This window comes from Leptospira haakeii (genome assembly GCF_002812045.1).
Taxonomy (GTDB): Bacteria; Spirochaetota; Leptospiria; order Leptospirales; family Leptospiraceae; genus Leptospira_B; species Leptospira_B haakeii.
Genome location: NZ_NPEG01000001.1, coordinates 1,036,680 through 1,059,597, shown reverse-complemented (window position 1 = coordinate 1,059,597; position 22,918 = coordinate 1,036,680). Strand labels below are relative to the sequence as shown.

22 protein-coding genes are annotated in these 22,918 nt (G+C 39.4%); 11 read left to right on the top strand and 11 right to left on the bottom strand.

The features are described 5' to 3' along the window. Window positions 1–84 precede the first annotated feature (84 nt). Together CH377_RS05010 and CH377_RS05005 are read right to left on the bottom strand one after the other, a co-directional pair. Window positions 85–693 carry a DUF2062 domain-containing protein gene (locus CH377_RS05010; RefSeq protein WP_100722672.1) on the bottom strand — a complete coding sequence of 203 codons (609 nt, stop codon included), beginning with the start codon at window positions 691–693 and terminating at the stop codon, window positions 85–87. Between the two features lie 11 nt (window positions 694–704). Next, the gene (locus CH377_RS05005; protein ID WP_100722671.1) at window positions 705–1,490 is read right to left on the bottom strand and encodes a tetratricopeptide repeat protein; all 786 of its coding nucleotides are present in this window, start codon (window positions 1,488–1,490) and stop codon (window positions 705–707) included. 356 nt (window positions 1,491–1,846) lie between these two features. Here CH377_RS05005 and CH377_RS04995 point away from each other — a divergent pair, with 356 nt between their 5' ends. Further along, window positions 1,847–3,940 carry a PP2C family protein-serine/threonine phosphatase gene (locus tag CH377_RS04995; protein WP_100722669.1) on the top strand — a complete coding sequence of 698 codons (2,094 nt, stop codon included), beginning with the start codon at window positions 1,847–1,849 and terminating at the stop codon, window positions 3,938–3,940. A gap of 5 nt (window positions 3,941–3,945) precedes the next feature. On the opposite strand, the gene CH377_RS04990 is transcribed toward CH377_RS04995, so the two are convergent. From CH377_RS04990 to CH377_RS04980, 3 genes are all read right to left on the bottom strand, one after another. Continuing rightward, entirely contained in the window at window positions 3,946–4,302 is a 357-nt protein-coding gene (locus CH377_RS04990; RefSeq protein WP_100722668.1) for a hypothetical protein, read from the bottom strand. A 121-nt stretch (window positions 4,303–4,423) separates the two neighbouring features. Further along, the gene (locus CH377_RS04985) at window positions 4,424–4,840 is read right to left on the bottom strand and encodes a MaoC family dehydratase (protein ID WP_100722667.1); all 417 of its coding nucleotides are present in this window, start codon (window positions 4,838–4,840) and stop codon (window positions 4,424–4,426) included. 13 nt (window positions 4,841–4,853) lie between these two features. After that, the gene (locus tag CH377_RS04980; protein ID WP_100706551.1) at window positions 4,854–5,306 is read right to left on the bottom strand and encodes an FAS1-like dehydratase domain-containing protein; all 453 of its coding nucleotides are present in this window, start codon (window positions 5,304–5,306) and stop codon (window positions 4,854–4,856) included. Between the two features lie 244 nt (window positions 5,307–5,550). Between CH377_RS04980 and CH377_RS04975 the strand changes: the two genes are divergently transcribed. Both CH377_RS04975 and CH377_RS04970 read left to right on the top strand, forming a co-directional pair. Further along, a complete protein-coding gene (locus CH377_RS04975; RefSeq protein WP_100722666.1) occupies window positions 5,551–7,950 on the top strand; it encodes a sulfatase family protein in 2,400 nt (799 codons plus the stop codon). A gap of 112 nt (window positions 7,951–8,062) precedes the next feature. After that, window positions 8,063–8,290, top strand: coding sequence for a hypothetical protein (locus CH377_RS04970; RefSeq protein WP_100722665.1), 228 nt, complete (start codon window positions 8,063–8,065; stop codon window positions 8,288–8,290). Window positions 8,291–8,323: 33 nt separating this feature from the next. Here CH377_RS04970 and CH377_RS04965 read toward each other — a convergent pair whose 3' ends face one another. Continuing rightward, the gene (locus CH377_RS04965; RefSeq protein WP_100722664.1) at window positions 8,324–9,622 is read right to left on the bottom strand and encodes an OmpA family protein; all 1,299 of its coding nucleotides are present in this window, start codon (window positions 9,620–9,622) and stop codon (window positions 8,324–8,326) included. A gap of 226 nt (window positions 9,623–9,848) precedes the next feature. On the opposite strand from CH377_RS04965, the gene CH377_RS04960 reads away from it, so the two are divergent. Next, entirely contained in the window at window positions 9,849–10,883 is a 1,035-nt protein-coding gene (locus CH377_RS04960; protein WP_100722663.1) for a helix-turn-helix domain-containing protein, read from the top strand. Window positions 10,884–11,091: 208 nt separating this feature from the next. Continuing rightward, window positions 11,092–12,789, top strand: coding sequence for an alpha/beta fold hydrolase (locus tag CH377_RS04955; RefSeq protein ID WP_100722662.1), 1,698 nt, complete (start codon window positions 11,092–11,094; stop codon window positions 12,787–12,789). Between the two features lie 50 nt (window positions 12,790–12,839). On the opposite strand, the gene CH377_RS04950 is transcribed toward CH377_RS04955, so the two are convergent. Together CH377_RS04950 and cutA are read right to left on the bottom strand one after the other, a co-directional pair. Continuing rightward, window positions 12,840–13,454 carry a hypothetical protein gene (locus CH377_RS04950; protein WP_100722661.1) on the bottom strand — a complete coding sequence of 205 codons (615 nt, stop codon included), beginning with the start codon at window positions 13,452–13,454 and terminating at the stop codon, window positions 12,840–12,842. 94 nt (window positions 13,455–13,548) lie between these two features. Next, window positions 13,549–13,866 (bottom strand): divalent-cation tolerance protein CutA, encoded by a 318-nt coding sequence (gene cutA, locus CH377_RS04945; RefSeq protein ID WP_100722660.1) that lies wholly within the window; start codon window positions 13,864–13,866, stop codon window positions 13,549–13,551. 123 nt (window positions 13,867–13,989) lie between these two features. Here cutA and CH377_RS04940 point away from each other — a divergent pair, with 123 nt between their 5' ends. Then, a complete protein-coding gene (locus CH377_RS04940; RefSeq protein WP_100722659.1) occupies window positions 13,990–14,838 on the top strand; it encodes a patatin-like phospholipase family protein in 849 nt (282 codons plus the stop codon). Between the two features lie 88 nt (window positions 14,839–14,926). On the opposite strand, the gene CH377_RS04935 is transcribed toward CH377_RS04940, so the two are convergent. Both CH377_RS04935 and CH377_RS19655 read right to left on the bottom strand, forming a co-directional pair. Then, entirely contained in the window at window positions 14,927–15,136 is a 210-nt protein-coding gene (locus CH377_RS04935; RefSeq protein WP_100708342.1) for a hypothetical protein, read from the bottom strand. A gap of 338 nt (window positions 15,137–15,474) precedes the next feature. Continuing rightward, the gene (locus tag CH377_RS19655; protein ID WP_165780212.1) at window positions 15,475–15,621 is read right to left on the bottom strand and encodes a hypothetical protein; all 147 of its coding nucleotides are present in this window, start codon (window positions 15,619–15,621) and stop codon (window positions 15,475–15,477) included. A 443-nt stretch (window positions 15,622–16,064) separates the two neighbouring features. Here CH377_RS19655 and CH377_RS04930 point away from each other — a divergent pair, with 443 nt between their 5' ends. The 5 genes from CH377_RS04930 to CH377_RS04910 all read left to right on the top strand — a co-directional run bounded on the left by CH377_RS04930 (window position 16,065) and on the right by CH377_RS04910 (window position 21,640). Continuing rightward, the gene (locus tag CH377_RS04930) at window positions 16,065–17,228 is read left to right on the top strand and encodes an acyl-CoA dehydrogenase family protein (RefSeq protein WP_100722658.1); all 1,164 of its coding nucleotides are present in this window, start codon (window positions 16,065–16,067) and stop codon (window positions 17,226–17,228) included. Window positions 17,229–17,314: 86 nt separating this feature from the next. Beyond that, window positions 17,315–18,739 carry an anthranilate synthase component I gene (gene trpE / locus CH377_RS04925; RefSeq protein ID WP_207797575.1) on the top strand — a complete coding sequence of 475 codons (1,425 nt, stop codon included), beginning with the start codon at window positions 17,315–17,317 and terminating at the stop codon, window positions 18,737–18,739. Further along, on the top strand, window positions 18,736–19,314 hold the full coding sequence (locus CH377_RS04920) for an anthranilate synthase component II (protein ID WP_100722656.1): 579 nt from the start codon (window positions 18,736–18,738) through the stop codon (window positions 19,312–19,314). The genes trpE and CH377_RS04920 overlap by 4 nt, the downstream gene beginning before the upstream one ends. Window positions 19,315–19,319: 5 nt before the next feature. Next, window positions 19,320–21,227 (top strand): ABC transporter ATP-binding protein, encoded by a 1,908-nt coding sequence (locus CH377_RS04915; protein WP_165780450.1) that lies wholly within the window; start codon window positions 19,320–19,322, stop codon window positions 21,225–21,227. Continuing rightward, entirely contained in the window at window positions 21,224–21,640 is a 417-nt protein-coding gene (locus CH377_RS04910) for a response regulator (protein WP_100722655.1), read from the top strand. The genes CH377_RS04915 and CH377_RS04910 overlap by 4 nt, the downstream gene beginning before the upstream one ends. Here the strand turns inward: CH377_RS04910 and CH377_RS04905 are convergent. After that, window positions 21,637–22,767, bottom strand: coding sequence for a nitrilase-related carbon-nitrogen hydrolase (locus CH377_RS04905; protein ID WP_100722654.1), 1,131 nt, complete (start codon window positions 22,765–22,767; stop codon window positions 21,637–21,639). The two genes, CH377_RS04910 and CH377_RS04905, sit on opposite strands and share 4 nt — an antisense overlap. Window positions 22,768–22,918: the final 151 nt, after the last annotated feature.

The following is a 22,918-nucleotide window of genomic DNA, read 5'->3' as shown; positions in this document are numbered from 1 at the left end:
GCTGATCCAAAAGAAATTCGGACAACTAATTATGTTTAAATTGGAAAAAATATATCGAAAGGAACGAACGACACACGGCAAAACCTAAGGTGTTTTGGCAGCGAACAATCCCACATCCTTTCTAACATGTTTTAGTTCCCATTCCTGGAGGCTGATACCCTCTTCATTTGCTCTTCTTTCTCTATAAGAATTTAGCAAACGGTAGGTGATCGGATAACCGAGTAGAGCCAAAGGGATTCCGAAAGCAAATCCACCTACGAACATAGGAAGTCCCATCTTATCGAATAAGAAAATTGTCCAATGATATAGTCCACTGATCAAATCCATAGATTCTGATTCTTTGGAAATGGCCAATAACGTGTCGAAACTGATCTGTTGGAAAGGGATCCCAAGTAAAAGTAGAACTTGTTTTCCGATCCAATAGAATAGAGAATAGAAAAACGGAAGCGTAACCGGATTAGTAATCCAAATCATTGCAATTGCAATAGGAAGATAAAAACGAATGCGGAATAATCGAAGTATCAACCAGGTCCCTAATCCTAAATACATTTGAACTCCTACGAGAGGAGTCATGGACCATATCAAGCCAATAGTAGTACCTAAACAAACTTCGTGAATAGGGGCATAAGATTCTTGGAAAGGTAAGATGATTTGTTTATGGATGATACGCCAGATCGTTCTGAGAAAATTCATTAGGTCCTGTTTTATTTAGAACTGGAAAGTTTGGAATATTGTTCCCAAGATTTTGAGTATTTCTCCATTGCTGGAAATAATTCGAAGGCTTTTTTTGCTGACTCGCTTGCTGCCTGAGGATTTTTTTCGAAATCATTTTGTAACTTTGCCAGAAGATAATAGGTTTCCGCTTTGATAATTAGATCTCTATATTCAATTCCTAATCCTTTTTTTAGGGATTGGATAGAAGCTACCTTGTCTCGATTCAATAGATGTACAAAACCAAGTCCGTAATACGCAGAACCTTCCGGTTTTACTTGGATGGATTTATTATACCAATCAATAGCTTCTTCTCTTTCATCTTGAGAAAGAGCTAAATTTCCCAGATCAGTAAGCAACATAGAACTGTATTCTAGGTCTTTGGTGGCTTGTGCAATTACTAAGGCTTGTTTGTATCTTGTTTCTGCCTTTTCATAATTCAGTTTATGTTTTTCGATTTGAGCAAGACCTCTAAGGCAATCGATAGAGTTTTTATTTTCCTTTAAACAAAGTTTATATTCCTTCTCTGCAGAAGAATCTTCTTTGCGTAAATAATGGATCCAGCCTCTCAAATAATGAACCTGGTCCATTTTTCCCGTAATAAGCGCCTTATCCTTAGCTTTCTGAACGGATTCCGTTAAATGACCTGAGTCCAATAAATCTCTGATTTCCAGAATGGACGGCTCATCCTTCTCCCCTGAACAAGCGGAATAAGAAGCCAATACAAGTGTAACGCTAGCTAAAATAGAATAGTTTCTAGAAAAATGAAAACGGTTCATATCTATGATTCGTATCGGTCTTTTTCATGCTCTTCCAAAGGATCGATATGGCAACATGAATTTCCAGATTTTAAGTCGATTTGCCAAAATACTTCTTTTTTCCAAAAAACGCCTAATTGGACGTATAATTTTTCGATTTTTTTCCTCTAATAATCTTTGAAGTTCCCTGAATTTACACTTTGGGAGACTTCTTTCGTATTTTCGGAATCTAAGCAAAAAGTAGAAGGTCATACATTCCAGGGTCGAGTTTGGAAATTATTTATTTTCCAAAAATTCCCTCGAATACTCTTGTTAGTCGGAGAAAGATTGACGAGAAAATATAAACCGATGGAGGATGGTCGCAACCTTCCTGCTCAATGCACACGGCAAAATATTTATTCTTTTTATTAGGACCCATCGGTTTCCTCATTTTCCTTTTGTCTCTCACCCCATGGCATAAGGAAGAAAACTTACGCGCTTATAAAGGTGTAATCGATCTTAGAGGCATCCAAAGTGCAAGTTCCGGCCCGGTAGATCTATCCGGAGAGTGGGAATTTTTCTGGAGCCAAGAGCCAGGAAAAATTTTGGAATCCTTTCACGGGAACATGACTGTTCCAGGCTCTTGGAATAGAGAAACCGAATTACATCCATCTTATGAAAGACTAGGTTATGCGACCTACAGACTCAAAGTCCTTTTGCCAGATGTTTGGGTGGGGAAGGTTCTGACTCTGGGTTTAGGCACTGTTTGGAGTTCCTATAGATTATACTTAGACGGAGAGTTCCAGGGAGAATCCGGAGGTCCATCTACTTCTACTCAATCAAGTGTTGCAAGAGTGCAACCCAGATCTTTTTCTTTTGTTCCGAGTTCCAGTCAGATAGAAGTTTCAATTTTTGTTACGAATAATTTCGCAAGACAAGGCGGGATCAGCTCTCCTATTAAGTTAGGCCCTTCTGAAGTGATGTTGTCCACAAGGACCAGGACAATCTTCACAGATATTTTTGCATTCTCCAGTTTAATTATCATGGGGCTCTATCATATCTCTCTTTATTTATATTTAAGATCCAGCAAGGCTCCTTTGTATTTCGGATTTATGAGTATGGCAATCGGCATTAGAACTCTTGTTACCAACACTAGACTTCTAATGGAATTTTTCCCTTCTATCAACCAGAACGGAATACAGATGATAGAACAGATCTCCATGATGTGCGCGACAGGATTATATCTGCTATTCTTCTATGAAACATTTACCGTTTATGCATCTAAACTATATATAAGAATTTCTTTAGCGATCATATCCCTGTTCATTCTAATGACCTTATTCGGCTCTTTGGAATTTAATAGCAGCAAGGTTGCTTATTTCCATTTATTTATAGGTATCACGATCGGTTACGTTATCTATGTAATCTTCGGAATAGACTTCGATAAAGAAAATAACTCTTCTTATATCTTATATGGTTCGGGGATATTATTCTTAGGAGTAGCGATCGATCTATTTTATACTTATATCCTAAAAGTTTCCTCTCATCAGGTTTCACATATTGCACTCGTACTTTTTGTGTTCTTGCAATCTTTGGTAATCGCTTCAGATCGTTCTTCAAAATACAAAGAAGCGAAACTTCTCACAGAAGATCTACAAACCATGAACTTAGAACTTTTCGAAATGAAAGAAAAGTTGGTTCAAAAAGTAGAAGATAGAACCAGAACCCTAAACGATACTCTTCAGCAGATCAATAGAGAGTTGGAGATCGCCCAGAACGTACAAAGGAAAATTCTTACTCCTCCTGAAAGAGAAATCAAAGGAATCCGTTTTGATTACGTTTACAAACCTTTGGAAAAAGTGGGCGGGGACTTCTTAGATATCTCAGAGATCAATCCCGGACAAGTAAGAGTACTTTTAGCAGACGCGGTAGGCCACGGAGTGCAAGCAAGTCTTATGACCATGGCCTTAAAGACAGAATACGAAGAGCTAAAAAAACTTCCCTGCCCTACTCATGTATTGAAAGAATTGAATGGAAGATTTTTAAGAAAGTTCGATACCTTAGAAAGTATCTTCCCTTGTTTTGTAGCGGATATCTATTTAGAAAAGAAAGAAGTTCTATATGCTTCCGCTGGACATCCGGATCAAGTCTTACTTTCTCCAGGTGGAAATTACGAATTACTTCATAAAACAGGGCCCATATTAGGACTATTCGATGATCTAGAGATCGAATTCTCGACCTATAAGTTCCCTACAGGAAGCCGTTTATTACTTTTCTCTGATGGGCTCATTGAGAACAGAAGAAAGGAGAACAGATGGAGCACCGTTGAAACAATTGCCTCTAGGGCCTCCACACTTTCCAAGGTAAGTCTCCAAAAACTATTAGAAGAATTAGTAGTAATGGAGGAAAAATCAAGGGGAGATGAACAAAGATACGATGATATCACCATCATCGCGATCGAATCCAGAGAAACTCCCGAATATCCTGCCTAAAAGAATTAGGCGTTTTCCTTTTTTAAAAGGGAGAAGGTCCAAACCCCGCATAAAAATTCGAATCCGCTCGGCAATAAGATCATAGGATGGATCCAACCGAGTAACACAAATATAACCAAGACTATAAACTGAAACGTTCTAGAATGGGTGGTCAATTTTAAGAATGGACGTATATTATCTTGTCCCATTCTAAAATAAAAATATCCTAATATGATTAGGGTCAGCCCCACAACTCTCACCCAAACATCGCTTGCACTTAATAAGAATAGACTTAAGAAAAAATTCGGAACGGTAATTAGAAGAAATCCTTCGATTAATAAAAAGATCCCGAAATATTGTACACTTTTACCAGAGTTTATCATGGGCAATAGGCATATCTAAATCCAAAGGAAGAACAATCCATTTTTAAGTTAAAATTTTCCTCAGGCATAAAAAAAGCCTCCGAGTTCGGAGGCTTTTTAAAGTTTCAGATAAACGAAAAGATTAGCAGATAACTACTAATTCTCCGGAAGCTTTCACTTCTCCAGACTCATCAGCAGCTTCTACAGCTACTGTAAGTAGTTTTTCTCCGTTTTCTTCCTTCTTACGTTTGATCTTACCGGAACAAGTTAATTTTTGTCCTGGCTTGGTCATCGCTTTGAAAGTAACTCCGAATTCTTTGATCTGTTTTTGGTCTGCCCAAGAAGTACAAAGTCTTCCGATCTGAGCCATTACGAACATACCATGAGCGATGGTTCCGTCCAATCCAGTCTTACGAGCGAAATCCGGATCGTTATGGATCGGGTTAAAATCACCACTTGCTCCAGCGTAACGCACTAGATGTGCATGTGTAATAGTATCCACTTTTATAGGAGGGAGTTCTTGTCCTACTTCGTACTTGTCGAATTCAATCTTACTCATCTTAATCCTCCTATCACTGTTCCGGTTTACGGATGAAAATAGACATCTCTGCTTCGATCACAGTTTCACCTTTCGCATTACGAATTGTAGTGCGGAAAGTCATGGTATCCATTTTACCAACGGTTACGTTAACACATTCTCCCTGAGAGGAAACTCTACCAGGATAAAGAGTTTTAACATAATTATATTTTTCTTTTAGATGTAGGATCCTGGAAGTATCAACTCCCATGTTCTCCATATCTTTCCAAATTTTAGGGTATCCCCAAAACTGGATCACTGTGGGAAATGTAGGAGGAGCTGGAATGTCCTCGTATCCCGCTTTTTTTGCCGCTTCTAAATCGAAGTATATCGGATTGCTTTCGCCGATCGCTAGACAAAACTCTTTTATCTTTCCTCTTTCTACGTCGAATTCGTAGGAGTCGAGTTTTGTGCCGATCAGGTCTTTTGAAATGCCTTTTTCTGCCATAATCCTTTTCCTTGGGATTGGTTTAAAAACCTTCGAAGGATCGAAGATCGTTTATATGGCCCTATTTTTTAGACACCGATCCCGCAGGTCCATTGAATTTTTAGTAACGAACGTTCTGTTCGTTCAAACAACCGTTCACTGAATGGTGTTCATCCGGATGATAGTCGCTCCGCTCCTGAAGCCCGCGTTGCGGACTATAAAGGTTGTAAGCGGACCCCTCAAGTAAAATTCTGTCCTTGTTCTCATGATTTCTTTTGGTCCCAAACTTTCTAGAATATTGATCCCGATCCTGCTTTGTTATCTTTTACAGGATTGTAGGCAAATTTTTCCAGGATCGTTTTCAAAGGAAGAAGAGACCATAATCCCTGTTTGGGACGGACTTCGTTCTTTAAAAAAGTCTGGAACTATATGCAGAGGAAATTCAGAAGAAGCCATTAAAAAGATCTCTTATCATTATAAAAAAAATCCATCTCGTTATTCTGAACTTCCTCTGAATGAAAAGTGGAGAAACACTCAACTTACTATCTTAAAGGATAAACAAACTCTTCTAAACGAATCACGAGATAGTTTGCTCCTATTCCAAAATGGTGGCTGTGATATTTCCTCAGAGTTTATTATCCCGGGAGCAAAACTTTATGATCTACAGAATGTTGTTTTGGATTTTTCCACAACAGCGCTTTCTTCTTCAGGCGAGAATGTTCCAAGTTCAGGAAAATTGATCGTGAAGTTGGGAGATACTATCGTATTCTCCGAGGATATACAAAGTCAGGGAAGAGAATGGGTCGATCATAAGATCAAGATCCAAGAATCCATTTCCAAAACTTTAGAAGAGAACCCCGCTAATATTTGGAATTTTGAATGGATCCCTAAAAACCAAAACGATCTTTTGTTTGTAGGGCAACCCACATTATACGCTTCAGTGGCTGATCCAAAAATCTGGGGACCTAAAGAAAATGTAATATTGATCGTCGTCGATGCGCTTAGGCCAGATCGTTTGGGATTCGGCGGTTCTCCCGTCCCCACCAGTCCTTATCTGGACAAACTAGCTTCCGATTCTATCGTTTTTGAGAATACTTTCTCGAACGGGAATTGGACCAAACCAAGTATGATTTCCTTTTTTACTTCCAAGGTCGCATCTGAATTAGGTCTTGGAAATGCTTGGTTCTATTCTAGCAATCTTCATAGAAAAATATTTTATTCTAAAAAACCGGAAACACTACCGAATCATCTCAGATCCAAGGGTTATCTAACTGCAAGCCTTATGAATAATGTATTCCTCCTGGATTATACAGGAGTGGGAGTTGATCTAGGATTTCACAAATTATTTCAACCTGGAAAAGACAAAGACGATACTGAGCTGATACTTGCAGAATCCATAAAGTTCTTGAAAGAGAACAAAAACAGAAGATTCTTCCTTCATATAAATATCAATACCCCTCACTATCCTTATCTTCCAGAAAAAAAGTATATGGATATTCTGGCCCAAAAGACTGATCCAAAAATCTGGAATAGCTACGATCCTTATGTAAGAAAATACATGGCGGAGATCTTATATACGGATGAGGTCATAGGCAAAATTTTGGAAGAAGCTAAAAAGACGGGAGCCTTCGATAAATCCTGGATTGCAGTAGTCGCAGACCATGGAGAATTACAATCCATGGAACATTATTATCACCATCATTTCGTGGCAGAAAATTTACATGCTCACGGAGAAACACATTACGACGAAGAAATAAAAGTTCCTTGGATCATCCATCCTCCTATCTCAGAAAAATCGAATATTGAAAAAAGGATTTTCTCCGATCAGGTTTCTTTACTTTCTCTTTTTCCCACTTTAGTAGGAGCGTTAGGTTTACCTTGTGATCCTAGTTCTTGTGATGGAAATGATTATTCCAAAGCTATGTATGGAGAAGAAGGTCCGCAATCTGAGGAATTTGTATATACCGAAGGAAGATTTTCAGAATCCATTCGAACGAAAGAATACAAACTGATCCGAAGATATCCAGGTTATGATTTTGTAAGAAGGACCAAGGAAGGAGAACCTCATAAAATGTCTGAGGAATTTTATTCTTTGGTTTCAGATCCTGGAGAATTACAAAATCTTTCTGCGAGCAATTCAACACTTCTCACTAAAGCGAGACAGGAATTGGATTCTCATAGCCTAAAGAAAAATGTTTTTAAACTTAGATTGCCTGCATGCGAAAAGGAATGCACTCGCAAAATAGAGATTGGTATCCAAGCGGGAATTTATAAAATACAATCTGATTCTCCAATTACTGAAAATAGATTAGAAACAAAATCCGCCGCACTTACTGTAAAACAAGCCCCAGGCAAAGAAAGTACCCTTTCCTTTTATACGGTAGAACCTGTTTTCGGATTTCGTTTATCCATTTTTAAGGATGGAAAACCCGAAGATTATAAATCCGGAAAATGGGGAATTCTATCGGAAGCGAGTTCTAAAATTTATAGAGATTCTCCCGAATCAGTGGCGTCTGCAAAACTTCCTTACGAATTCAAAACTTCTAAAATACCTTATTTTTATAACGATGCTGGACTTTCCGGAAATTCAGAATCTTCGGAGCAGGCTGCGTTAGGAAAAGAAGTCCGAAAAGTTTTGGAGAGCTGGGGTTATATCCACGAATAGAATCCGTTTTACGTCAAAGTTTCCACTTTCGTTTTTACCAAAACTCCTTGCTTTTTCCATATCCTTCGTTATGTTATCCGCTTGCCAATCCAAACAGAAATAGGTGAAAAGAATGAAAGTTAGAAATCTTGTATTTTGTCTTATTCTAATATTCGGTTTTATATCCTGCGGGATTGATCCTGTGGAACGTTGCCAAGACAGAAGAAAAGTGATGAGAGATGCGGTTTGCCAAGCAGTAGGCGCTCATCAGCCTGGAACGGAATCCTATAATAATATACTTCTTTCCTGCTTAATGGAAAATAATCATTACAACGAATGTAAAAGTGAAGATTACTTTTAATTCTAAACTTTTTGCAAAGGGCAAAAACCGATATTATTCCAGAACGATAGTGATATCCACTCTTCGGTTTTTAGCTCTGCCGGATTCTGAGGAATTTTCGGCCACAGGCTGAGACTTTCCATAACCTCTATAAGACATTCTAGTTTCTTCTATTCCATGAGAATCTCTTAATTCTTGGAGAACTGATAATGCTCTATCTTGGGAAAGTTTGAGATTATACTCTTGGCTTCCTTTATCGTCCGTATGTCCGCCGATGCGAATTTCTCTGTCAGGATATTTTTTAAGAACGTCCGCAATCCTTTCCAAGACCTTTTTGGCTTCCGGTTTTAATTCGGATTTATTATAATCAAAAAGAAGGTTATCTAAAGAAAGTACAACACCCTCATTCGATTTCCTGATCTCCACCGGTGCACGATCAGCAACTTCTTCTTCCGGATTTCCTTCCCATTCAGGCCATTCTAGTCCGTTGCCCTTTTTACCAGTAGGCTTCTTCTTTGGATAAGCAGTTCCTTCCGGGAAAGGTCCTAGGATTCTTTTGACCTCTTCCGCAATTTTATCTTTATCGTTTTCCGTAACGGAGTTTTGTTTAGAATACACTCCGTGGATCTCGAAAGACATTTCTTGTGCGATCCCATTCGGAAAAACGAACGTATAAGCAAGTTGAACATACTTATATTTAGGAACACCTTGTTCGGAATCGAAAAATACTTTTCCTTTTGCAAAACCGTAAATTTTGTAAGGAATATTCTGAGCAATCGGATCAGATTCCTTCATTAAATTATAGTTATATTCGATCAGGTCTGCGTTCCCCTTTTTACCTGCGTATTCCCAGTCTCCCTTACCTTGGTAAATGTACTTTGCTTGGACCGGGATCTCTATTCTGGCTGTAGGGAACTGAAAACTTTCGGAAGCAGGTTTGGTCCATTCTTCTCCCACACCCACTTCTTTCGCGGAGAAGCTAGGCAATGATCTTAGATTGGGCATACTGTATTCAGGAGGAACAGTATATTGGCCCATTTCCGAAATATAAAATTTACTCTTAAAAGTTTTGTCTTTATAAAAAGCAGGATCTAATTCAGGAAACTTAATATAGGTATCGAATATCGCCGAAAAATCGCAACCTTCCTTTTTACAGGATGTGGCTTTTAACAAAATTCGATTTTTATCTTCCCTATTAATAACTCTCAGGCCTTGTCTGGCCTTTACTCTATGGTATTCGTTTAATTCCAGATCATCTCCGGATTTCATTTTCCATCTGAATAATACTGGGGTTTCGGAAAATATATAAGAGGGTATTAAGAAGAATAGGATGATGAGCCCTCTGAATGCCATACTAATAGTTTCGAAAAATTTCCCCAAAAACTTAGAAAGGAATCCTAAAAAACAGGCCTCTTTTCAGGATATTTTAGACGAAAACGGCCTAAGTTTCCGCCCTGAAAAGTGATTTAAGTGCTTTTATTCCAAATGTAAGAACTTGACAAGTAGGCGATAAAAATTCATCCAATAGTTCGTGGTTCCTCATTTCCATGAGATCGTATTCTTCGGAGTGTTGTTTTGTATGCTTCTATCTGTGGCATGCCTACTCCGACCGGAAAAATCTGCCGGTTTAAGGATCTTATCTTTATTATCTTTTTGTGTTTCTATCCAGTTCTTATATGTTTATTTTCTTTTGAAGGGTATTTATTTCGAACCTTCGTTTTTAAATCAGTTTCATATTCCATTCGCCTGGTTTCTAGGACCAGGAATGTACAGTTTGTATTCAGTTACTGTTAGAGAAGAGAAGTTCACAGCATTCGAAAGGAGTTTCTATCTTCCCGGAATACTTCTTCTGATTTTATTTCCTGTCCTATATTTAGTTTTGCCTCAAATCTTTGGAAGCAGACCCGTCGATTATTTCGAAAAGGGCTCCACAAGTTGGCCGGACGTTCTTTTGTTAGGTGCCTATTCTGCGAATTTAGTATTTTATTCTTCCATTGTTTGGCAAACAAGAGCTGCTTTCAGATTGGAAAGATTGAAAAAAGATGCAGGCGCAAGGATACTTCTATTCGTTATCATCGGAAGCGGAAGTGTGACTTCTATCCTTGTTATCTCCTATTTAATCAGAGATATTAATTTATTATTCATTTCAGTTTTAAGCACTGTAATCTACGCAGTCGCAGGTTATCTGGCGCAAATTTATGCACCTGAAGTTTTCAGCGAGATGGGTCCTTCTATGAGAGATGCGTATCGTAATTCCAGATTAGAAGGTGTAGATACAACTGATCTGGAAAATCGTTTAGAAAGTTTGATGTCAAAAGAAAAAATCTATCTACAAGAAGACCTTTCTCTTTCCGCACTATCCAATCAGTTAGACATCAAACCATATCAACTTTCTGAATTCCTAAATCAAAGAAAAGGAACTAACTTTGCAAAGTTTGTAAACGGTTTCCGTGTCGCAGAAGCAGTTCGTATATTACAAAAAGAAGAAGGAGCTAATATTCTCTCCGTTGCTTACAGATCCGGCTTTAACTCAAAGGCGACTTTCAATCTTGCATTCAAATCCATACAAGGTGTTTCCCCTAGAGAGTATCTGCGAAAATCTAAAGTTTCTTAATTGAACGAACGTTTTCTTCTAAATTTGTTCAAATAAAAAATTAAGACCTTTTAATTTGTCCAAGATTCGAATCCAAGACGACCCTTACTGATAACTGTCTTATAATCCCTATTCATAAATTAGCTAAAAAGTCCAAGACTGAAAAAGCATATGGAGAATAGTGATGAGAAAAATATACCGAACGTTAGTTATGCGATTTTGCATACTAATGATGATCGTAGGAGGATCTTTTTACTCTTGTAAAAGTGATTCTTCTCAAAATGCGGAAGCTGCAGCCCTCTTAGCTTCCTTAGATCCAAGCTTGGCTCAAGCTTCCGGAAACAAAGGTGTTTCCGAGTTAGAAGATTCAAGCGGTCAGATCCAAAATGCATTCGCACAAGAGAGCGACGGAAGTTTCACTTTCGACAATACCATTAAGGTAACTGCAAACGACGGAGTTGTGTTAGAAGCTAGCCTTTTCACACCTTCTACTCCTTCCCCTACCGGAAAATACCCAACAGTAATTTTCGTTAATAGCTGGGCATTGAACAAATATGAGTATCTGGTTCCTGCTGCGAAACTCGCTAAAAAGGGATATATTGTTCTCTCTTATAGCACAAGAGGTTTTGGAGCTTCCGGAGGACTCATTGATACTGCCGGTCCAAAAGACAGAGCTGACTTAAGTAAAATTATCGATTGGTTACTTGCGAACACTCAAACTGATTCTGCAAATATCGGTATTTCAGGTATCTCTTACGGTGCCGGAATCTCTTTAGCCGGTGTGAGCACTGAACCTAGAATTAAAACCGCAGTTGCAATGAGCGGTTGGGGAAATCTAAAACGTTCTCTTTACGGCAACGATACTCCTAGATTGATCTGGGGATTATTACTCGTTGCTTCCAGCTATATCACAGGAAGACCTGATCCGATCATCGCACAGAATTTCGGAAAACTTATCCAACATACGGATATCGATGCTGTGACCACATGGGCGGCAGATCGTTCACCTGAAACTTTTGTAGGACAATTGAATGCTTCTGCAGGTAAGTCGGTAATGATCTCGAATAACTTCGAGGACTTCTTATTTAACCCGAACGCGGTTTTAGATTATTATGCTAAGATCACTGTTCCTAAAAAACTTTTAATGAACGAAGGGATCCATGCTTCCGCAGAAATCGGTGGCATCCTCGGTTTTTCCGGTACAGTTTGGGATAACGCATATGATTGGTTCGATTATTGGTTGAAAGGTGTCAATAATGGGATCATGGACAAACCTCAGGTTACTTTCCAAAAACGTTTTGCTGGCCCGAGAGTGACTCTCCCTTCTTGGCCTTCTCCAACCGTTTCAGATAAAACTTTTTATTTGAAACCTAGAGGACTGTTCACTAACGGAGAAATTGGTACTAGCCAAAACACTACTGTCACTAATACTGGAATTCTTTCAGGAGCGGACACTGCTGCAAGCACCGGATTTCCATTACTTGCGGATATTCTTGCTGCTCATGCAGAAATCCCTGTAACAACCAATTTAGGTTTAGTAAGCAGAGTGAATGGTATCGTTTACCAATCTTCTAATTTAAGTTCTGCATTGAAGATCAGAGGTAAAATGTTCTGGAATGGAAGGATCTCTTCCAGCCTTGGAAAGGCCAACGTGAACGTTTACTTCTACGATGTAGATAAATATGGCACCGCTACTTTGATCACTCATGGTACCGGAACTATTTTCGATGCGGGATGGTATGAAACAAAAGATATGTCTATCGACCTAAATGCGGTAGCTTATGATGTTCCTGCAGGAAATAAGATTGCGATTGCAATCGATACTTTCGATTCCCAATACTCGGTGCCGACTGTGCTGATTTATGGTCTGGATGTGAAACATTCCAAGAGCCCACAATCCACTTTAGTAATCCAATCGGAGAATTAATTTCGGATTTCCATTCACCCTTTTTTAACGGCGGGCTTGCCCGCCTTTTTTTATGCCTCTCTTTCCTTTCGCCACTGGATATAGTCAGGCAATTCAACTAGTTCTATAAATCCTTCTTCTTCTGGATCATCAGGAAGCATTCCAATCTCATAATATCCTATTTCTTTCGTATAAGTATCTTCGCCAAGAAGAGCTTCTAATAATAGGCCGACTGCTTTTTTAAGATGGGGACTCGATTCTACGTTCGGGAAATCAGGGAAACAGATCCGAACTCCGAAACTTTTAGGAAGACTGGTGTTCTCTAAAGGTAGGAACCAGATCTCTTCCGAATCCAATTCCAAACCTTCGTGAAATACGACTGTGCCTTTTTCTTGGTATTGGTCTACGGAAAATACATCCCAGCCTGAAATTTCGGGGGCAAGGTCTACAAATCTTTCCGCCTCAGCGTACAGGTCCTCGTCTCCTGCTGTGACAACTGTGAATTCGTGAGGACTTTCATCTCCCCCGCCGATCTCGAAAAAAAACTCGGAATTCACTTCCTGGAGTCGATCCATCAGATCGTCCAAAAGCCGATCTCTTTCTTTATCTTCCAGGTCATCTAGTTTAGTGTAATACCGGCTGTTTTGGGAAAACCAGGTCCAAAACTTTTCCGCTTTTTCTTCCATTCATCCGCCTCAGTCACGAATCTGTCGGAATTTCCAACCAAGAGACTCGATAAAAATATCCGAATGTATGGAAAGAATGTTTAAAGGGAAAGAATTATTTTCCGATTTCCGAATCTATCCAACGCAAATACTTTTGGTTCGCCTCTTTGATTTCCCAGGAAACAATACAAGGGACCGTGTAACTATGTAGTTCCGAAATTCTTGCTACGACTTTTTCCGCCTCAGAATCTTTAGTTTTTAACAAAAGAACCGTTTCCTGATTATGCTCCAATCTTCCATGCCATCTATAAATAGATTTCATACCGGGGATCAAATTGGCGCAGGCAACCAGTCTTTCGTTCACTAAAGTTTCCGCGATTTTTAAAGCCTCTGTCTCGTTCTTCGTGGTGACGTAAAAAGTTCGATAGCTCATACCATAGTGATACTCCCAGAATTGAATTGTTTCAAGATGATTCTTCCGAATTCGTAAAACGAAAGTCCTAAAAGTTGAGGTAAAATTCTGGACAAAGTTACCCTCCGAATTAAGAAATTCGCAATGGCTTCCAAAAAATCGCCGAATCTTATCTTTAAAAAATCGTATGACGCGCTGGCATTGAACTCAGCATTTTTCGGCTTCTATGCACATTCAGGTTTTTCCCTAGGGTTAAAAGAGATCGGTTTCAAACCTGCAGCAATCGCAGGTTCTAGTTCAGGTGCGTTAATCGGTTCCTTGGTTTCTGCCGGAATTCCCCCGGAAGAGATCACAAGATTCATTCTTACTTTGCAAAAAAGCGATTTTTGGGACGGAAACTTTTTCAGTCAGTTTTTGAAACCGTTTAGAAAAGGACTTAAAAATTATTCAGGCATTCTTTCCGGAAAAAAGATCAGAACCTTATTAGAACCCTACTTAGGAGGTAAGGACATTTCCGAGATGCCGATCAAGATGGGGATCGCAGTTTCCAATCTTTCCAAAGGTATCAGAGAATTAAAAACCGAAGGAAATATCGTAGATATGATCATGGCATCCATGACCTTTCCCATTCTATTCGAAATTCCAAACCTAAAAGGAGAGGAATTTTTAGACGGTGGGGTTGCCGATGCAGAACCGATCAAAGAATTTATATTGGATCCAAGTATCAAAAGGATCGTTATCCATGATATTGAAAACCGCAAACCTGTTTCGGATAAAATACTAATGAGAGCTTTTGATTCTTGCGTGAGTGTAATCGCAAGTGAGACAAGAGATCTTAAAGAGTTATTAGCTAAGAAGTATGGCAAAAAAATTATCAGAGTAGTGACCAATACTCCTTATCTTCATCCGAACAAAATGGAAAACGGAAGATTGGCTTTAGAATTAGGAAGAAGGTCCGCTCATTTTATGAAATCCCAAATATTGGGAGCCTAAACGCAAAAGCCGCCCGATTTCTCGGACGGCCCGGAGAAATGATCTAGAGAATAATCGAAGTTCGGAAATCAAGGTTTCCGTTCTTATATTATTTCTTTGCGTCTTTTTTAGGATCAGCTTTTGGAGCTTCTTTCTTTGCTTCTTCTTTTTTAGGAGCTTCTTTCTTTTCTTCCGCGCTTAAAGCAAAAGCTGCTACAAGAGACAAAGTGGTGATTGCTAATACTAGTTTTTTCATTTGGAATTCTTCCTTTTCCTTAATTCCACCTTCCGTTTTTGCTTCCGGTGTGCAAAAGACCATACCAGATCCGTATCTGTTTTACAAGCAAAAATTATGTTATAACAGATAAAAAATCCGCAATCACACATGATTGGCCAGAAGGCGCAGAAGGGCCTAATCGGGAAAAAATAGCTGACAATGAGGGGATGATCTTATGAATAAGAAACAGGAGTCTTTGGACTCCTATCGTCGCTTCACTCTTATATCCGGTGTGGCTTAAACCTGCCGGATCCTTTTTTGAAGAGCGACTAATACATAGTTCTTTTTGCTGTATTGAAATAAAGAGGGCCTCCTTTGCGGGAGGCCCTTTGTCGCTGCACTCTTATATCCAGTGCTGACGTCAATAAACCCTTTCGGGATTATTTTTTTGCTTCTTTCTTAGCGTCAGCTTTTGGAGCTTCTTTCTTTGCTTCCTCTTTTTTAGGAGCCTCTTTTTTCTCTTCTGCGCTTAGTGCGAAAGCTGCAACGAGAGAAAGAGTGGTAAGCGCTAATACTAGTTTTTTCATGGATTTTATCCTTTTAGTTTTTTGGACCTGGAAAAACTCCCAGGCCCGAGGTAAAAGATAATCCGAAAAAATTCAGACCGCCCACAATCAAAATTCAAAAGTTTATATAAAATTTCGCTAATTTAGCCTTCTTCTTTTTTTATAAAACCGATTTAAAAGAAGGATTTGAAACCTCCGCTATGGAACTAAATCGGGACCCATTTGGGTCTTAGCGGAAGAGAGTTTGTCGCTCTTTGTTTCTTGATAGGAAATTTATTTCCAAAGATAGGGCCCCAAACCAATGCCCTCTTCTCGGCATTTAAACGATTTCTGGATTTTTCTCGTCTCTTCTAATCCAATCGTACGTTCTTGACTCGGTACCCTTCCGCTTAGAACCTGTTCCCAGGGTTCATACATCGCGTCTCCCGCTGATTACCCTCATTCCAATTAAGGTTATAGTTATAATGGATTTCGCTCTTTCAGACGATCAAAAAGCGCTCAGAGGTCTTGCCAGAGATTTTGCAAAAAATGAGATCCGCCCCAAAGCGGAACATCATGATAAAACGGGAGAATACCCTCTTCAGATCTTGAAAAAGGCCTGGGAAATCGGCTTAATGAATATCCATATTCCGGAAAAATATAACGGAGCCGGAATGCACGAATTAGATGACGTTATCGTCGGCGAAGAATTGTTTTGGGGATGTTCCGCGATGGCGACTGCCATCCTTGCAAACAACCTTGCATTAGCACCGGTGCTTATCGGAGCAAGTGACGAAGTCCTTAAAAAATGGGTTCAACCTATGACTGAGCAATTCCAACTCTGTGCTTACGCAGTAACTGAACCAGGCGCAGGTTCTGACGTTGCGGGTATCCGCACTACTGCTAGAAAAGTTGGAGATGAGTATATCATCAACGGTTCTAAGATGTGGATCACTAACGCAGGTTATGCAGATTGGTTTTTCGTTCTTACTAAAACTGATCCTGCTGCTGGTCATAAAGGTATCACAGGATTTATAGTTAGTTCCAAAACTCCTGGTGTGGTCGTTGGCAAAAAAGAATTGAACATGGGACAAAAATGTTCCGACACCAGAGGGATCACTTTCGAAGAAGTGAAAGTCCACAAAAGCCAAATGATCGGCCAAGAAGGAGATGGATTTAAGATCGCAATGGGAGCATTCGATCATACTCGCCCAGGTGTTGCAATCGGAGCAGTTGGTGTTGCAAGAGCCGCTATGGAACATGCATTAGAATATGCTAAAACTAGAACTGCATTTGGTAAACCTATCGTAGAGAACCAGGCTATTTCTTTTATGATTGCTGAGATGGCGAGAGACATCGAAGCAGGAAGACTTCTTTGCCACCAAGCAGCTTGGTTAATTGATAACGGTTTCAGAAATACTTACCAAGCTTCCATCGCTAAAGCATTCTGTGCTGATGCATGTATGAGAATCACGACTGACGCGGTTCAAGTATTAGGCGGTTACGGTTTTAACTCCGAATATCCAGTTGAAAAACTGATGAGAGACGCTAAAATTTTCCAAATTTACGAAGGTACTTCTCAAATCCAAAGATTGATCATCTCTCGCTACCTAACAGAAGGTAAAGGGATAGAAGGACCGAACCTCTGAAGGAATTTTCCTTAACATACGAAGAATTCCTGGAGAAAACAAAATCCGGGAATCTGATCCCGGTTTTCAAACAAGTCTTCTTGGATTTGGAAACCCCGGTGTCTCTTTTTGCAAAATGGGGAGGCACCGAGGCCAAACATTCTTTTCTCTTAGAATCAGTAGAAGGTGGAGAGAATGTCGGTAGGAATTCCTTCTTAGGAAAAGATCCTTATAGATTGCTCTATGGTAAGAATGGTCTATTCTATGTTTCCAAAAGAAAAGAACCCGAAACAGAAATAATCACTTACGATCCTTTATTCCTATTGGAATATTCCATGGGGGACGACAAATACGTTCCGGATCATAGACTTCCCTCTTTTCAAGGTGGAGCAGTAGGTTTTCTTTCCTTTGGAGCAGTCCGTTATTACGAGAATATCCCGGATACTAAGCCGGAAGATGAACCGGCTCCTGACGCATACTTTGCATTATACGACGAGGTTCTTATAGTCGATCATGTAGATCGCCTCTTAAGGATCGTTGTAAATGCGCGTCTTTCTGAATACGAAGATCCTAAAGCTTGTTACGAAGCTACATTAGAAAGAATTGATGCGATTGAAAAAGAGATCAGAGAAGGAGAACTTCCTGGTTGGGTTAAACACCCTCTTGAGTCTAAAGAGAAATTAGAATACACTCCTAATATCCCTGATGAGGATTATAAAAAAGCAGTCCAGAAAGCGAAGGAATACATTTATGCGGGGGATATCTTCCAAGTAGTTCCTTCTAGAAAGTTGGAATTCCGACCAGGTGTTCCTCCTTTCCAAGTATATCGCGGATTAAGAACAGTAAATCCAAGTCCTTATATGTATTTCCTAAAGTTGGATGATATTTCCTTAGTAGGATCTTCTCCTGAGATTATGGTAAAATGTAAGGACAGAAAAACTTATTTAAGACCGATCGCAGGAACAAGACCAAGAGGAGCTAATCCGGAAGCAGATAGACTTTTGGAAGAAAATCTTTTAGCGGATCCTAAAGAGATCGCAGAACATATCATGTTAGTTGACCTAGGGAGAAATGACTTAGGCAGAGTTTGTGAAGCAGGAAGTGTTCGAGTAGAAGACTTCAAAATTATAGAGAAATACTCCCACGTTATGCATATCGTGAGCCAATGTTCCGGCATTTTGGAAGAAGGAAAATCTGTTTATGATCTTCTCCGCGCTACCCTACCTGCAGGAACGGTTTCTGGCGCACCTAAGATCAGGGCTATGGAAATCATAGACGAATTAGAAAGGACCCGAAGAGGAATTTATTCAGGAGCCTTAGGTTATATCTCCTACCAAGGAGATACTGACATGGCAATCGTGATCCGCACCATATCTTTTTACGGAGAGAAGGCATTCGTGCAAGCTGGTGGCGGAGTTGTTTACGATTCTTCTCCTGAAGGCGAATTAGAAGAAACCAAAAACAAAATGGCCGCATTACTCCGCGCTGTGGACTTCGCAAGGAACGGATTGAAAGGAGAGTGGAATAGATGATCCTTCTCGTAGACAATTACGATTCTTTTACATACAATCTGTATCAGTATTTTTCACAGATTGGCAATAAGGTAGAAGTTTTTCGAAATGATAAAATAGATCTGAGCGAGATCAAAAGTTTAGCTCCGAAAGGGATTATCTTAAGTCCAGGTCCGGGACGTCCTGAAGATTCGGGAGTTTGTATTGATATTTTAAAAGAACTGGCGGGACAACTGCCGATCTTAGGTGTATGTTTAGGTCACCAAGCCATTGGTCTTGTTCATGGCGGAAAGATAGTAAACGCTCCAAATATCATGCACGGTAAAGTAAGTTTGATAGAACATGATGGTAAAGATATTTATAAGTCCTTACCTTCTCCATTTTTAGCTACCAGATATCATTCTCTTGTGATCCAACCTGAAAGTCTTCCGGATGTTTTAGAAGTTTCCTCTAAGACGGAAGATGGGATTATCATGGGAGTGCGTCATAAAACAAAACCTCATTTATATGGAGTTCAATTCCATCCGGAGTCTATTATGACCCAAAACGGATTGGAACTGGTGAGAAACTTTTCTCGAATCGTTTCAGAAGCATAAAACAAATGAAAATATTTTTCCGCTTAATGAGTTATTCAGTACGCTATAAGTACAGATTTTCATTAGGTATTGCGTTCGCTCTGCTGACTGCTATCTTAAACGCAGTCTCCTTAACTTCTATCATTCCTCTTTTCGATACTATGGCAGCGGATCCGAACACTCGCTTCCAATTTGAATTCACAGAAGCGGAACAAGAGATCATTGCTAAGGAAGAATCCAATCTTGAGATCCGTTTAAACCCCGTAGAAAGAGCTAAGAAAGTCCTTATCGACGTTAAAAGATGGTCTAACGGACGCACCAAGTATATGGAACCTAAGGAAGTTGTCTGGGCAGTCTGCCTTTTGATCCTTCCTTTATATGGACTTAAACTAATTACATATCTTGCTTCGGTGTATTGTCTTGCGACCGCGGGTTATTGGGCCGTTCGAGATATACGACAGGAATTATTCGAGAAAAATCAAATGCTCCCTCTTACTTTTTTCTTTAAGGAAAAAACGGGACTTTTGATGAGCAGAATCATCAACGACGTAGAAGTTGTGGCAGCAGTGATCTCTTCTAATTTTAGAGATGCTACCATCAACTTTTTCTATGTGATCACTCACCTTTTAGTATTACTTTATTTGAATACGGAACTTCTTCTTATCGCATGTGGAACAGTTCCTTTGATCATTCTGCCTGTGACCTTATTCACAAAAAAAATCACAAGATCTACTGAAAGATTCCAAGAAAAATTAGCTGATCTAAACGCAAATTTGCAAGAGATGATTTCCGGGATCAAGGTAATCCGTGTTTTTAATACGGAGAAGTATGAAAAGGAAAAATTCCAGAAGATTAACCAGAACGTTTATCGTAGGAATTTTAAAGGACAATATTATCTTCAGATCGCACCAAGCTTAGTAGAGTTAACTTCTTCTTTAGTAGCTCTTGGATTTTTTGCTTTGGGCGCAAGATACATTCTCGCAGGAAATGTCGGGTCTCCATTCACAGTAGGACAGTTCATGGTGTTCCTACTCACTCTTCTTTTCCTTTTACGCCCCTTAACACAGTTATCACAAATGGTGGGAAAAATTTCCCAATCAATAATCGCAGGAAGAAGGATCTTCGAGATCATTGATCTGGAAACGGAAGATCATAGCGAAGATGAAAAAGTAAAAGTAGAAAGAGTTACAGAGTCTATCCAATTCAAAGGGATTAACTTCGCGTATCCGGGAACAAATGCAGAAGTCCTGAAAGATATTAATTTGAACGTGAAGGTGGGAGAGACTATCGCGATCGTTGGTGCCAGCGGTTGTGGGAAGTCCACACTGATGGATTTAATTCCTAGATTCTTTGATCCAAGCGTAGGATCAATCGAATTCGATGGGCAGAATATCAAAGATCTTTCCCTTGCAGATCTTCGTAGAAAAATAGGTATCGTAACCCAAGACATTTTTCTATTTCATGGAAAGGTCGCAGATAATATCGCTTACGGGAAACCGGGAGCTACTCGTAAAGATGTGATTCGAGCTGCAAGACTTGCTCACGCTCATGACTTCATTAAACAAATGGACAATGGATACGATAGTATCTTGGGAGTAAGAGGTTTAAACCTTTCAGGCGGACAAAGACAAAGACTTGTGATCGCACGAGCTCTATTAAGAGATCCTGAAATAATGATCTTAGACGAGGCAACTTCCGCTTTAGATGCCGAGTCAGAAAGATTAGTGAGCGATGCATTCCGCAGATTATTCGCAAACCGTACCACGTTCGTGATCGCACATAGACTTTCCACAATCAAAGATATCCCACGCATACTTGTTATGGACAACGGAAGGATTATAGAAGAAGGAAATCATACTTCTCTAATGGAAATGAACGGTCTTTATAGAAAACTTACGGACAACCAATACGCCGGAGTGGGGATGCTGCCTTGAAACCATTAGTTCTTGTAGTAGATGATAATGATCGTTACGCTAATAATCTAAAAACTTATCTGCAGGAAAACGGATGCGAAGTTCTTCGCGCTATTGACGCTTCCCAAGGCTGGGATCTTTATCTTGCGAATAAACAGAAACTTAAAGCAGTCATTACTGATATCACGATGGAAACCCAAACATCCGGGCTTTGGATGATCCGTAAAATCTATCAAGATGGATTCCCAGGAATTAAAGTAATCGCTACGACCGGATTTGATGTTTCCGGAGTAATGGCCGTAAGTAAATATTTTCTCCCCTGGTTTGCAGGAGTGGAATATATGGTACCAAAAGTCCCCTTAAAAAAAGGAGAAGTTATACTTTTACCTACAAGCGGAGTCTCTTCGGATTTTTTAAGCAAACTGAAGTCCTAAAACCAAAGATTAAATATTCTATTTTTATTATGTTCGGAAACCGAAACGGTTTCCGGTTTTCCGTTCCTCAAGATAAAAGCTTGGCCATCCGATTCCAGGTCCCAAAGTTTTCCTTGTAAAAACACATTAATCCCGTTTTTAAATCCGGATCTGGCAGCCCTTGTTTCTAACGCGTATTTTTTCCAGGCCTGCCCTTCGGTGATCTTCCCGATATCTTTTAGATCCACATCGGAAGGATTTTTTTCTCCATTATATCCTGCCCAAGCCTGGTTCCAAACAGAAGTTTCTCCCCGATTTATGTAAGAAGGAACTGCGACAAAATCCGCGCCGGATTCTTTCAGATTAGAATAAGACTCAGGGTACCAAGAGTCCGCACAAACCAAAACTCCCATTTTACCTGCAGGTGTATCTATAACTGTCCCCGGTTTCAAATTAGAATCTAAAAACGGTTTCTCTTCTTCCGTTAAAAACTTTTTACGAATAGGCTCTCCTAAAACGGCTCCATCTTTTCCGAACACAAAACTCGTATTATATAAAGAAGAAGGACCTAAAACTATTTTTCCATTCCGAGCAGAAGGAGAAGGTAAAACAATAGAGCCCGCCAAGATCGTTACTCGATATTTTTGAGCAAGAGCGGAGAAGGTGCTCTCATAGATCTCTTTCATCTCATCCGCTTTGATCTTAAATATAGCCGCTTGCACCTTATCACTCTCCTTAGAAACAAGAAGATGATATAAAAACGAAAAAGGATTTCGAAGAATAAAGTATATCATTCCGGATTTCAAGTCAGGAGAAGTATATAAAGATGATTTTTCCCCTGAAACAACCAACCAAGTTCCATAATATTCAGGAAAAACGAAAATTGTCTCATCAGTGATCCACCCTGACTGTTTAGCATTTATTAAATAAGATTCAGTTTTATCCAAGAACCTATCGTGACTCGAATAATCACCGGGAGTCATAAAAGGTTCGACCCCAATCAAATTTCCTTTGCCGGAATTCTTTCCATATGTGTAAGAACTGATCTCAAAAACCCTCTCTTTCGGTGAATTTCCTAAAAAAGAATAAGCCCAGATCAAATATATGCAAATCAATAATAGAGCGCCGTAAAACGAATATCTTTTCATACAACCCTTCTCCACCTTCATAAATTACATTATATTTTATTAATATAATGTAAACAAACGTTCATTTATTTTAACATTTCATATACAAAAATAAAAAATCTCAGCCAATGATCAAACACAATTAACGAACGATTGTTAACTAACTTGTTTA

Bases quoted from the DNA above. Each gene is read 5' to 3' on its own strand.
- CH377_RS04920 (WP_100722656.1), top strand. From the start codon at position 18,736: ATGATCCTTCTCGTAGACAATTACGATTCTTTTACATACAATCTGTAT.
- CH377_RS04965 (WP_100722664.1), bottom strand. From the start codon at position 9,622: ATGGCATTCAGAGGGCTCATCATCCTATTCTTCTTAATACCCTCTTAT.
- CH377_RS04975 (WP_100722666.1), top strand. From the start codon at position 5,551: ATGATTTCTTTTGGTCCCAAACTTTCTAGAATATTGATCCCGATCCTG.
- CH377_RS04905 (WP_100722654.1), bottom strand. From the start codon at position 22,767: ATGAAAAGATATTCGTTTTACGGCGCTCTATTATTGATTTGCATATAT.
- CH377_RS04950 (WP_100722661.1), bottom strand. From the start codon at position 13,454: ATGGAAGAAAAAGCGGAAAAGTTTTGGACCTGGTTTTCCCAAAACAGC.
- CH377_RS04940 (WP_100722659.1), top strand. From the start codon at position 13,990: ATGGCTTCCAAAAAATCGCCGAATCTTATCTTTAAAAAATCGTATGAC.
- cutA (WP_100722660.1), bottom strand. From the start codon at position 13,866: ATGAGCTATCGAACTTTTTACGTCACCACGAAGAACGAGACAGAGGCT.
- CH377_RS04985 (WP_100722667.1), bottom strand. From the start codon at position 4,840: ATGAGTAAGATTGAATTCGACAAGTACGAAGTAGGACAAGAACTCCCT.
- CH377_RS04960 (WP_100722663.1), top strand. From the start codon at position 9,849: ATGCTTCTATCTGTGGCATGCCTACTCCGACCGGAAAAATCTGCCGGT.
- CH377_RS04935 (WP_100708342.1), bottom strand. From the start codon at position 15,136: ATGGTCTTTTGCACACCGGAAGCAAAAACGGAAGGTGGAATTAAGGAA.
- CH377_RS04930 (WP_100722658.1), top strand. From the start codon at position 16,065: ATGGATTTCGCTCTTTCAGACGATCAAAAAGCGCTCAGAGGTCTTGCC.
- CH377_RS04980 (WP_100706551.1), bottom strand. From the start codon at position 5,306: ATGGCAGAAAAAGGCATTTCAAAAGACCTGATCGGCACAAAACTCGAC.
- CH377_RS04995 (WP_100722669.1), top strand. From the start codon at position 1,847: ATGCACACGGCAAAATATTTATTCTTTTTATTAGGACCCATCGGTTTC.
- CH377_RS04915 (WP_165780450.1), top strand. From the start codon at position 19,320: ATGAAAATATTTTTCCGCTTAATGAGTTATTCAGTACGCTATAAGTAC.
- CH377_RS04990 (WP_100722668.1), bottom strand. From the start codon at position 4,302: ATGATAAACTCTGGTAAAAGTGTACAATATTTCGGGATCTTTTTATTA.
- CH377_RS04970 (WP_100722665.1), top strand. From the start codon at position 8,063: ATGAAAGTTAGAAATCTTGTATTTTGTCTTATTCTAATATTCGGTTTT.
- CH377_RS05010 (WP_100722672.1), bottom strand. From the start codon at position 693: ATGAATTTTCTCAGAACGATCTGGCGTATCATCCATAAACAAATCATC.
- CH377_RS05005 (WP_100722671.1), bottom strand. From the start codon at position 1,490: ATGAACCGTTTTCATTTTTCTAGAAACTATTCTATTTTAGCTAGCGTT.
- CH377_RS04955 (WP_100722662.1), top strand. From the start codon at position 11,092: ATGATGATCGTAGGAGGATCTTTTTACTCTTGTAAAAGTGATTCTTCT.
- CH377_RS19655 (WP_165780212.1), bottom strand. From the start codon at position 15,621: ATGAAAAAACTAGTATTAGCGCTTACCACTCTTTCTCTCGTTGCAGCT.